We start from the raw sequence: 10720 nt of genomic DNA on the forward strand, positions 1-10720 counted from the left end.
CACCGAGAACAAGGCTCAGGAGGCGAAGAAGATGGCGGGGAACGGAGCTCTCAGCGGTGCGGTGATCGCGGTGGCCGGCGCGGGCGGACCCGCCGGGCGCGCGGCACTGGTCCGGCTCGCCGAGGCGGGCGCGACCGTCGTGGCCGCCGACAACGATCCCGAGCGGCTGGCGGAGGCCGTGGACGCGGCCCGCTACGCCTCCGGCGGGGCCACCGTCACCGGCGAGCCCGTCGACCTCCTCGACCTCGACTCCACCCGGGACTGGGCCACCCACATCGAGAAGGACTTCGGCCGCGTCGACGGCCTGGTCCACCTCGTCGGCGGCTGGCGCGGCAGCGAGACCTTCATCAAGACCAGCCTCGACGACTGGGACTTCCTGGAGCTGCTGCTCATCCGCACCGTGCAGCACACCTCCCTCGCCTTCTCCGAGGCGCTGCAGCGCAGCGAGCGCGGCCGCTACGTCCTGATCAGCGCGGCCGGCGCGAGCAGGCCGACCGCGGGCAACGCCGCGTACGCCGCCGCCAAGGCCGCCGCCGAGGCGTGGACGCTCGCCATGGGCGACTTCTTCCGCAAGGCCGGGGGCGCCGAGGGGCCGACCTCCGCGGCTGCGATCCTGGTGGTGAAGGCGTTGGTGCACGACGCGATGCGCGCCGAGCGCCCCAACGCGAAGTTCGCGGGCTTCACCGACGTCAAGGACCTCGCCGAGGCGATCGCCGACGTCTGGGACAAGCCCGCCGCCGAAGTGAACGGAAAGCGTCTGTGGCTGACCGAGAAGCCGTGAATCCACCGAAGACCGACGCCCGTCGCCACCACGACCCGTCGGTCCGCGGCTTCGCCAGCGACAACTACGCCGGGGCCCACCCGGAGGTGCTCGCCGCCCTGGCCCTGGCCAACGGCGGGCACCAGGTCGCGTACGGCGAGGACGACTACACCGAGAACCTCCAGAGCATCATCCGCAGCCACTTCGGCGCCACGGCGGAGGCGTTCCCGGTCTTCAACGGCACCGGCGCGAACGTCGTCGCGCTCCAGGCGGTCACCGACCGCTGGGGCGCGGTGATCTGCGCCGAGAGCGCGCACATCAACGTCGACGAGGGCGGCGCCCCCGAGCGCATGGGCGGCCTGAAACTCCTCACGGTCCCCACACCCGACGGGAAGCTCACCCCGCAACTGATCGACAAGCAGGCTTACGGCTGGGACGACGAACACCGCGCGATGCCGCAGGTCGTGTCGATCACCCAGAGCACGGAGCTCGGCACCCTCTACACACCGGACGAGATCCGCGCGATCTGCGACCACGCCCACGCGCACGGCATGAAGGTCCACCTGGACGGCTCCCGCATAGCCAACGCGGCCGCGTCCCTGAACGTCCCGATGCGGACGTTCACCAACGCGGTCGGCGTCGACATCCTCTCCCTGGGCGGGACGAAGAACGGCGCGCTGTTCGGCGAGGCGGTCGTCGTCATCAACCAGGACGCCGTCAGCCACATGAAGCACCTGCGCAAGCTGTCCATGCAGCTCGCCTCCAAGATGCGCTTCGTTTCAGTGCAGTTGGAGGCCCTGCTCGCCAAGGACCTCTGGCTGCGCAACGCCCGCCACTCCAACGAGATGGCCCAGCGCCTGGCCGAGGGCGTACGCGCCGTGCACGGCGTGGAGATCCTCTACCCGGTGCAGGCCAACGGCGTCTTCGCCAGGCTTCCGCACGACGTGAGCGAGCGGCTGCAGAAGCGGTTCCGGTTCTACTTCTGGGACGAGGCCGCGGGCGTGGTGCGCTGGATGTGCGCCTTCGACACGACCGAGGACGACGTGGACGCGTTCGTGGCGGCGGTCAAGGAGGAAATGGCCCGCTGACGCACCTCCAGCGATGCATAGATATGCGGTCGCCCGAAAAGTCATTGACTCTCGGGTGATCGCATTCCTATGCTCTGCGGGTATGGAGCTGATCCAGAACACCCCTGACCTGTCCGCTTACTTGGCTGCTGACGAGGTCATCGACCATGGCCACCCGGTGGTACGGGAGACGGCTGCCCGTCTCGCCGAGAACGTACCGGACTCGTATGCCTATGCGCAGGCAGCCTATGAGTTCGTGCGCGACACCATCCCGCACTCCCAGGACTCGGGCGATCTGCGCGTCACCTGGCGGGCCTCCGACGTGCTGCGGCAGGGCACCGGCATCTGCTACGCCAAGGCCCATGCCGTGGCCGCCCTGCTGCGGGCCGAGGACATCCCCGCCGCGCTCTGCTACCAGCGGCTGGCACACGACGACGGCTCGGGGTATGCCGTGCACGGTCTGGTCGCCGTCCGCTTCAACGGCGCCTGGCACCGGCAGGATCCGCGCGGCAACAAACCGGGCGTGGACGCCCGGTTCTCCCTCGACGGCGAGCGGCTGGCCTGGATCCCCGACCCGGAGTCCAATGAGGTGGACTATCCAGTCCTGTATGCTGAACCGCACCCGGCGGTGCTCGATGCCCTCAAGGCCGCACTCGACCGGCCTTATCTCTGGCAGACGCTCCCCACCGCACTCTGAGGCAGACCATGACGCTCTCCCTGACCGTGTCCGACGAGGTGCGCGCCCTCGCCCCCGGTTTCACCCATGTCGCGATCGAGGCGCACGGCCTGGTCAACGGGCCCAGCACGGAGGAGAGTTCGGCGCTCCTGGACGAGGCGGCCGACCGCCTCGCCGTACGCCTGGACGGGCGCGCCCCGCACGAGGACCCGCACATGGCCGCCTGGCGCGAGGCGTACACGGCGTTCGGCTCGAAGCCCTCGCGCACCCGCAACTCGGCGGAGGCGCTGGCGAAGAGGGCGCTGTCGGAGGCCGGACTGCCCCGCATCAACCTGCTCGTCGACCTCTACAACGCCATCAGCGTCGCCCATCTGATCCCCGTCGGGGGCGAGGACGTGGAGCACATCCAGGGCGGCATGCGCCTCGTACGGGCCACCGGCGACGAGGACTTCGTCACCGTGGCCGGCGGCGAGGAGGTCGTCGAACACCCCGACGCGGGCGAGGTGGTCTGGCGCGACGACGCGGGCGTGACCTGCCGCCGCTGGAACTGGCGCCAGGGCCCGCGCACCCGCCTCACCGAGAACACGACCTCGGGCATCTTCCTGCTGGAGAGCCTGCCCCCGATGCCGGTCGCCGAGGTCGAGGCGGCGGGCGCCGAACTGGCCGAACTGCTGGGGAAGTTCAGCCCGGGAGCGCGGATCACGGTGGGGGAGGCGGTCCGGGCCGCCCGATGAAGTCGACCTCGCGCCGGGCCCAGGCGCGCAGGATCTCCCCGAAGCCGTCGGGGACGGGGAGGTCGGGCAAGGGAGCGGCGGCCACGCCGAAGCGGGTTGCCGCGTAGGGATACAGGTCGGTGAGAGGGCCCAGGAGTGGGGCAAACCGCTCGATCATCGGCTCCCGGCTTGCCTCCATGGATGTCAGAAGCATGACCGCGGCGCCCAGGTAACCGTCGGGATCGAGGGGCTGCCGAACACGCCGGTCCATCGAGGCCAGCGATTCGGCGATGTAGTCGAGGAACGGGGACACGTCGTCGGCCCGGTCCGTCCACGGCGGGCTCGGATGCTGTCCCAGCCATGAGCCGATCGTGCCGCAGTCGCGCAGAGCCGTCTCGACCAGAGGGCGGCAGCCCTCGGTGCCGATGAGCAATACGAACACGCAACGGGTCGCGTACGGCCACCACGTACTGTTCCGGCTGCGAATTCCCATGCCCCAGCCTTCGAAGATCGCCCCGAACTCCAGCCGGCAGCGCTCGAAACAGTCCTCCAGATCTGTCAGCCCGTGGCACAGGCAGACGTCCATCAGGCCGATGTGGTCCTCGGCCGCTGCCCGGAACTCCGGCGCGTACTCATCGATCATCGAGCGCGCGAAGTCCCACCACCACTCCGAGGACACGGGCGTGCTCTGGGCCATGGCACCCGCGTAGGCCGCCAGCACCAGTGCCACCTGCCGCCGGGAGGCGTCAGTCGATCGAACGGCATCGGCGATCGCGCCGGTGAGCTCGTCCGCGACGAGATCCCGGCAGTTCCAGCAGCTGCTGAGCAGAGCGACGACAGGACCGCTGAACTCCTCCGTCTCCGGATCACCTCGCATGAGGTGGTCCATCGCCTCCCTCGTCAGCCGCCGTACGATGCGCGGCGGTGGATCCACACCCGTGAGGCAGCGTGCGAGGAACGCGAGCACGTTCGCACGGCCGGCCGCAGACCGCCTTCGGCGTTCGTCGAGCAGCACGGCGAAGACCCGGGCTGCGCCGTCCGCGGTCGTACGGTCCTTGATCTGCACGGCCAGTTGACCGACTGTGTCCCACTCCTGCCGGGCCACCTTGGGAGCGATCCGTCGGGCAAGTGCCTCCGGAGTGTCACTGGTACTGGCCAGCTCAGCGGCGGCGAAGTACTCGAGGAACGTACGGTGCGTGAAGGTGTAGAGCCCGTCGCCGCCCGCCGTGGTGCCCACCTCGCTGAACACCCATGCGCGCCCGCGGCAGAACGCGACGAACTGCCGTGCCGCCTCCTCAGCCGCTTCGCGTTCTTCGTATCCGCGGCCGTCCAGGAACTCCACGACCCGGTCCACGAGTTCGCGTTCGGTCACCGCCTGCGCGTCGCCGTCCCGGGTGAACAGCCAGAAGGCGAGATGGCGCATTGCGGGCTCGACCAGACGTGACATCGCGAGTTCCACATGGATCCGACGCCGGACGTCCCACTTGTGGAACAGCAGCGTCGCGCACTGCTCGTAGACCTCTGGACGGCTGCGCGGCATGGAACCCGTACCCCGGTAGAGGATGCACATGAGCGCCAGCATCAGCGGGTTGGCCCGCAGATCCGTCAGCCCGGAGCTCTCGTCCAGGAAGCTCTCCGCGCTGCGCCGGGCCTCCTCCGGTGTGTTTTCCTCCAGCGCGAACCACTTCTCGACGTACGCCTTTGCCTGCTCGGCGCCGAACGGTCCGAGGCGGTAACACTCGAAGAAACGGCTGTCGAGCTGAGCCTCGCTGTAACCCACGATCCGTGAGGTCACCAGGACCTGCGCCAACGGGTACCTGCTGCAGAAGAGCTCGACGATCTCCGTCATCTCTCGCCGTCGGGTGGAGTCGACCAGTTCGTCGAGCCCGTCGAAGACCACCGACGCGGCCCCGCTGAGCAGGAGCCGGTCGACGGCACCCGGCGGCGCGGCGCACTGGTAGTACGTCTCCAGCCGGTGCTCGATGTGGTCGACGACCGAGCGTTGGTCCGCGTCCGCCAGGGCGAAGTCGCGCAGGACGACGAGGAAGGGAAGCGGAGAGCGGGGATCTGTCGCCCGCCGGTGCATGAGCACCTGACAGGTGGTGGACTTGCCGCATCCCGGATCGCCGAGCAGCACTGTCCGGTCGAGGGCGAGTTCCAGGTCTGCCAGGGCGAGTGTCGGTCCGTCGTTCACGCCCGCACGGCCGACGGCGACGATGCCCGGGCTCACATGCAGGGCGTCGATCGGAACCCGTCGCCGCCGCTCGAAGTCGGGCGGTTCCAAGGACCCGTGGGCGAAGGCGACTTGGCGCCGGTAGGAATCCGCGAATGCCTGGTCGGCCGCGAGGCAGGCCGAGTCACGCAGCGACAGGGCCCGGGTGTGACGTTCGACCGCCCCCAGGACGGAGATGATGCGGGCCCAGAACGCCTCCTGCCGGATCCGGTCGAGCAGCCCCGAGTCGGAGCCGGCCAACTCCCCGACCATTCCGGAGATCTCCAGATCACAGTGGTCGAAGAAGTCCCGTCCCAGGGTTTCCACAGCCGCGTCGGGGTGTGGCTGCCCAGCCGTGGCGAAAACGGTGCCCAAGGCCGCCCGGGCAGAGGCCGCGTAGGCCTCTCGCAGCCTCCCGAGCACGGACTCGGGTGCATCCGTGAGACGCGCCGCGAGCAACTCGTGCAGCACGGCCTGGCTGTCGTCGCAACGGAAGAATTCCTCTACGGAGCGTACGTCCGCACCGTCCGGCAGTGTGGGCCCGCCGTCCGGCGCCGCCGAGAGCCGGTAGGTGTCGAACCAGCGGAGCAGCGCAGCCTGATCGCTCCCGTCCCCGCCCGCCGACTCACGGCGCAGCCAGCGGGCGGTGCCGGCGATGGCCTCCACGATCACACCGGCCGCGACCTCGGCAAGCACGCAGCTCGGACCCCCTCCCCGTGTCTCCGCTCGATACGGCGACCGTAGCCGTGGGCGGACCGGGCGTCCAGACGACCGGAAGCGGCCTACTGGCAGGGGAACACGCGCAATAGGACTGGTTCGGGCGGGCGTCCTGTCAGCGGGCCTCGGCCGCCTTCACCTCTTCGGGAGTGGGTGCCGTACCGCCGAGATGGGCCGGCATCCACCAGGTGTCGTCCGGGCCCTTGGGCCGTACGGGATAGGCGCGCTGTGCGGCCTCCAGGAGCTCCTGGACGCGCTCGCGCAGCCGCCGTGTGATCGCACCCGCGTACTGGTCCTGGGGTGCCTCCACCGGCTCGCCCACCCGGATCGTGATCGGGGTGTGGCTGCGCTTGAAGTTGCGCGGGTGGCCCTTGGTCCACAGCCGCTGGGTGCCCCACAGTGCCATCGGGATGAGCGGGACGCCGGCCTCCTGGGCCATGCGCGCGGCGCCCGACTTGAAGCTCTTCAGGGTGAAGGACTGCGAGATGGTCGCCTCGGGGAAGACGCCGACGATCTCGCCGGAGCGCAGCGACTGCAGCGCGTGCTGGTACGCCGCCTCGCCGTTCTTCCGGTCCACCGGGATGTGCTTCATGCCGCGCATCAGCGGACCCGAGATCTTGTGCCGGAACACCGACTCCTTCGCCATGAAGCGCACCAGACGCTTCTGCGGCAGGGCGGCCAGACCATCGAAGATGAAGTCCAGATAGCTGATGTGATTGCTCACCAGCACAGCGCCGCCCGAGCGCGGAATGTTCTCCGATCCCTTCAGGTCGATCTTGAGGTCCCAGGCCTTGAACAACGTTTGGGCGAGACCCACGACGGGACGGTAGACAAGCTCAGCCATGGACGGAGTGGACCCTTCTCTCTGCCTGGGAAGGGGTTCTCCCGGCGGGAAGTTACGCTGCCGTAGGTTTACGGCATTGCGCAGATCGTGCCCGAAGAACGAACGGCTGGCCAGTCCTGGTGCCGCAGAACGGCGAGATCCTCGTCACGTCCATCACTGGTTCCACCTTGGACTTTTCCTCGGTCTTTACTCCGCACGGACCGTCACGCGGCGTACGACCAGGTACATCTCGCACCCGAGGCAGTACCCGAACGCGGCATTGAGGAACGCGGCGGCGAGCGCGGCACCGGTCGCGGCAAGCCCCAGCCAGGTCGGTCCGAGGGCGTAACCCACAAGCCCCACACCGGCGAAGACCAGCCCGACCGCCTGCGCGAACCGTGGCGGCTCCGGGGACTCGAACTCGGTCGGCGGCCCGATCCGGGGACGAACGGCCTTGCGGAACAGCCAGCCGTACGGCGAACGCGCCACCCCGCCCGCCGCGCCGAGCGCGAACGCCAGCGTCTGCCAGGCCAGCAGCCAGGCGTTCCCGGTGATCAGCACGACCGCCAGCACGACGGTCGTCACGGCCGCGCCGAAGCGCGGCCCCCTCACATCGATGTCCATGAATCAAGCATTCCGCAGCGGAAATGATTCGGGGAGTCGGGAATCTTTGCAGTCTCGTGAATGCTTGTGCAGGTGATGACCGGACTTGTGGTGTGTGTGGTGGTGCTCGCCGTGGCGGGCGCCTACGGGGTACTTCATCGGAAGCGGAGCGGGAGGGTACGCGTGCGCGTGCGTGACGGCGGAAAGCGGCTCGGGGCGGCCGAGTTGGGCGTGGAGCTCGGCGAGCGCGCCACACTCGTGCAGTTCTCCAGCGCCTTCTGCGCGCCCTGCCGGGCCACCCGGCGGGTCCTCGGCGAAGTGGCCGACATGGTCCCGGGCGTGAGTCACGTCGAGATCGACGCCGAGGACCGCCTGGAACTCGTACGCGAGCTCGACATCCTCAAGACCCCGACGGTGCTGGTCCTCGACGCCGACGGCCAGGTCGTCCGACGCGCCACCGGCCAGCCGCGCAAGGCCGATGTCATCGCCGCGCTGGGGGAGGCGGTTTGACGGCTGTGCCATGGACGGTGAGGCATCTCCCATATGCCGGAACGTACTTGACTGGCCGCACCATCTATCGTCAGCCTGACCGTATGCCCAAGGAACTCCTTCTTTTCGGGCGGGTCCACGTCGACCTCGCCCGCACCGCGAGCGCGCGCTGTCCGGGTTGTTGACCCTCCTCGGCCCCGCTCGCCCCTCTTCGCAGAAGGACAACTCCATGACGGCCTCGCCCGACCTCGGCACCCGTACCCCTCAGCTCGCCTCTCCCGACCTGCTGCGCTCCGTCTTCCGGCGGCACGCCGCGGGCGTCGCCGTGATCACCGCGCGCGGCGACGCGGGCCCGGTCGGCTTCACCGCCACCTCCCTCACCTCCGTCTCCGCCGAGCCCCCGCTGCTGTCGTTCGGCATCAGTACCGGCGCCTCCAGCTGGCCCGCGATATCGGCCACCCAGCACATCGGCGTCCACATACTCGGCGAGCACCAGCAGGAGCTGGCGGCCACCTTCGCCAGGAGCGGCGCCGACCGCTTCGGCGCGCCCACCGCCTGGCGCGAGGGCCCCGAGGGCGTTCCCGTGCTCGACGACGTGCCGGCCTGGCTGGTGTGCCGGGTGGTGGGCCGGGTGCCCGCCGGAGACCACCGCATCGTGCTGGCGGAGGTCGTCCTCGGCGACCCCGCGGGCCCCGGGCGCCCCCTCCTCTACCACCAGGGCCGGTTCAACGGCCTGCGTGACTGATCCCGAGCCGGCTCCCGCTGCGAAGCGGTCGAGTTCCGATTACGCTGCGTTGCAAAGGTCACAGTTCAAAGCGCTTGCTTAGCGGGAACGAACTGGGTGTACTGACGAGTAATATTTCGCTCGGAGCGCGGGTCGCCCCGATCGGGATCGGCCGCTTGAGGCGCCTATGCTGCCTGAAAGTAGGCAGCACCGAAATGACGATGCAGTAGGAGAGCCGGCGTGAGCTTGAGGATCGTTGTCACTGTGAAGTACGTGCCCGACGCCACTGGCGACCGGCACTTCGCCGATGACCTGACCGTCGACCGGGACGACGTGGACGGTCTGCTCTCCGAGCTGGACGAGTACGCGGTCGAGCAGGCGCTGCAGATCTCCGAGAACTCCGACGACGACGTGGAGATCACCGTGCTGACGGTGGGTCCGGAGGACGCCAAGGACGCGCTGCGCAAGGCGCTGTCCATGGGCGCGGACAAGGCCATCCACGTCGAGGACGACGACCTGCACGGCACCGATGCGATCGGCACCTCGCTGGTGTTGGCGAAGGCGATCGAGAAGGCCGGCTTCGACCTGGTGGTCTCCGGCATGGCCTCCACGGACGGCACCGGCGGCATCGTGCCCGCGCTGGTCGCCGAGCGGCTGGGGGTGCCGCAGGTGACCCTGCTGTCCGAGGTCGCGGTGGCGGACGGCACGGTCACGGGCCGCCGCGACGGCGACGCCGCCAGCGAGCAGCTGGAGGCGTCCCTGCCCGCGGTGGTGTCGGTGACCGACCAGTCGGGTGAGGCGCGGTACCCGTCCTTCAAGGGCATCATGGCGGCGAAGAAGAAGCCGGTGACCTCCTGGGACCTGTCCGACCTGGAGATCGACGCCGAAGAGGTCGGTCTGGACGGTGCGTACACCAAGGTCGAGGCGGCCGCCGCGCGTCCGGCGCGGACCGCGGGCACGATCGTCAAGGACGAGGGCGAGGGCGGCAAGCAGCTCGCCGAGTTCCTCGCGAGCCAGAAGTTCATCTAAAGGGGTCCTGGCCCCTCAAGGGCCGGTAGCCCCGTCACGGCTCAACTCCCTCACCGCCCCTCAGACTTCGCACATCCGCAAGGAGTTTCGTTCCCATGGCTGAAGTTCTCGTCTACGTCGACCACGTGGACGGTGCCGTCCGCAAGCCCACCCTGGAGCTGCTGACCCTGGCCCGCCGCATCGGCGAACCGGTCGCCGTCGCGCTGGGCAACGGTGCCGCCGACACCGCGAGCGCGCTCGCCGAGCACGGCGCCGTCAAGGTCCTGACCCACGAGGCCGCCGAGTACGCCGACTACCTGGTCGTCCCCAAGGTCGACGCGCTGCAGGCCGCGGTCGCCGCCGTCGCCCCGGCCGCCGTGCTGGTCCCCTCCTCCGCGGAGGGCAAGGAGATCGCCGCCCGCCTCGCGCTGCGGATCGGCTCCGGCATCCTCACCGACGCCGTCGACCTGGAGGCGTCCGAGGAGGGCCCGGTGGCCACCCAGTCGGTGTTCGCCGCCTCCTTCACCACCAAGACCCGCGTCATCAAGGGCACCCCGGTCATCACCGTCAAGCCCAACTCCGCCGCGGTGGAGGCCGCCCCGGCCGCCGGCGCGGTCGAGGCCCTGACGGTGTCGTTCTCCGCGCAGGCGGCCGGCACGAAGGTCACCGCCCGTACCGCGCGGGAGTCGACCGGGCGTCCGGAGCTGACCGAGGCCGCGATCGTGGTCTCCGGCGGCCGCGGCGTCAACGGGGCGGAGAACTTCCCGCTCATCGAGGCCCTCGCCGACTCCCTGGGTGCGGCGGTGGGTGCCTCGCGGGCGGCGGTGGACGCGGGCTGGTACCCGCACACCAACCAGGTCGGCCAGACCGGCAAGTCCGTCTCGCCGCAGCTGTACATCGCCAACGGCATCTCCGGCGCCATCCAGCA

The 10720-nt window shown here is 69.7% G+C and carries 11 protein-coding genes; 8 read left to right on the forward strand and 3 right to left on the reverse strand.

Annotated elements, in window-relative coordinates; translation table 11 throughout:
- Positions 1-31 precede the first annotated feature (31 nt).
- From ABZ880_RS18295 to ABZ880_RS18310, 4 genes are all read left to right on the forward strand, one after another.
- A complete protein-coding gene (locus ABZ880_RS18295) occupies positions 32-781 on the forward strand; it encodes an SDR family NAD(P)-dependent oxidoreductase (RefSeq protein WP_361263505.1) in 750 nt (249 codons plus the stop codon).
- On the forward strand, positions 778-1848 hold the full coding sequence (locus ABZ880_RS18300) for a low specificity L-threonine aldolase (RefSeq protein ID WP_361263442.1): 1071 nt from the start codon (positions 778-780) through the stop codon (positions 1846-1848). The genes ABZ880_RS18295 and ABZ880_RS18300 overlap by 4 nt, the downstream gene beginning before the upstream one ends.
- Before the next feature lie 82 nt (positions 1849-1930).
- Complete coding sequence (locus tag ABZ880_RS18305; RefSeq protein WP_361263445.1) at positions 1931-2524, forward strand: transglutaminase family protein; 594 nt, start codon at positions 1931-1933, stop codon at positions 2522-2524.
- 8 nt (positions 2525-2532) lie between these two features.
- Positions 2533-3237: a phenylalanine--tRNA ligase beta subunit-related protein gene (locus ABZ880_RS18310; protein WP_361263447.1), complete on the forward strand. Its 705-nt coding sequence runs from the start codon at positions 2533-2535 to the stop codon at positions 3235-3237.
- On the opposite strand, the gene ABZ880_RS18315 is transcribed toward ABZ880_RS18310, so the two are convergent.
- The 3 genes from ABZ880_RS18315 to ABZ880_RS18325 all read right to left on the reverse strand — a co-directional run bounded on the left by ABZ880_RS18315 (position 3203) and on the right by ABZ880_RS18325 (position 7592).
- Positions 3203-6124 carry an NACHT domain-containing protein gene (locus ABZ880_RS18315; RefSeq protein ID WP_361263449.1) on the reverse strand — a complete coding sequence of 974 codons (2922 nt, stop codon included), beginning with the start codon at positions 6122-6124 and terminating at the stop codon, positions 3203-3205. The two genes, ABZ880_RS18310 and ABZ880_RS18315, sit on opposite strands and share 35 nt — an antisense overlap.
- A 136-nt stretch (positions 6125-6260) precedes the next feature.
- Positions 6261-6989: a lysophospholipid acyltransferase family protein gene (locus tag ABZ880_RS18320; protein ID WP_361263452.1), complete on the reverse strand. Its 729-nt coding sequence runs from the start codon at positions 6987-6989 to the stop codon at positions 6261-6263.
- Positions 6990-7175: 186 nt separating this feature from the next.
- Positions 7176-7592 carry a DUF4395 domain-containing protein gene (locus tag ABZ880_RS18325; protein WP_361263455.1) on the reverse strand — a complete coding sequence of 139 codons (417 nt, stop codon included), beginning with the start codon at positions 7590-7592 and terminating at the stop codon, positions 7176-7178.
- Positions 7593-7667: 75 nt separating this feature from the next.
- On the opposite strand from ABZ880_RS18325, the gene ABZ880_RS18330 reads away from it, so the two are divergent.
- From ABZ880_RS18330 to ABZ880_RS18345, 4 genes are all read left to right on the forward strand, one after another.
- On the forward strand, positions 7668-8081 hold the full coding sequence (locus tag ABZ880_RS18330) for a thioredoxin family protein (RefSeq protein ID WP_361263507.1): 414 nt from the start codon (positions 7668-7670) through the stop codon (positions 8079-8081).
- 208 nt (positions 8082-8289) lie between these two features.
- Positions 8290-8805, forward strand: coding sequence for a flavin reductase family protein (locus tag ABZ880_RS18335; protein ID WP_361263458.1), 516 nt, complete (start codon positions 8290-8292; stop codon positions 8803-8805).
- Positions 8806-9024: 219 nt separating this feature from the next.
- On the forward strand, positions 9025-9813 hold the full coding sequence (locus ABZ880_RS18340) for an electron transfer flavoprotein subunit beta/FixA family protein (protein ID WP_361263461.1): 789 nt from the start codon (positions 9025-9027) through the stop codon (positions 9811-9813).
- A 95-nt stretch (positions 9814-9908) separates the two neighbouring features.
- Positions 9909-10720 (forward strand): electron transfer flavoprotein subunit alpha/FixB family protein (locus ABZ880_RS18345; protein WP_361263464.1); only part of this gene is annotated, 812 nt, incomplete at its 3' end.

The sequence above is a fragment of the Streptomyces sp. NPDC047043 genome (assembly GCF_040644055.1).
GTDB lineage: Bacteria > Actinomycetota > Actinomycetes > Streptomycetales > Streptomycetaceae > Streptomyces.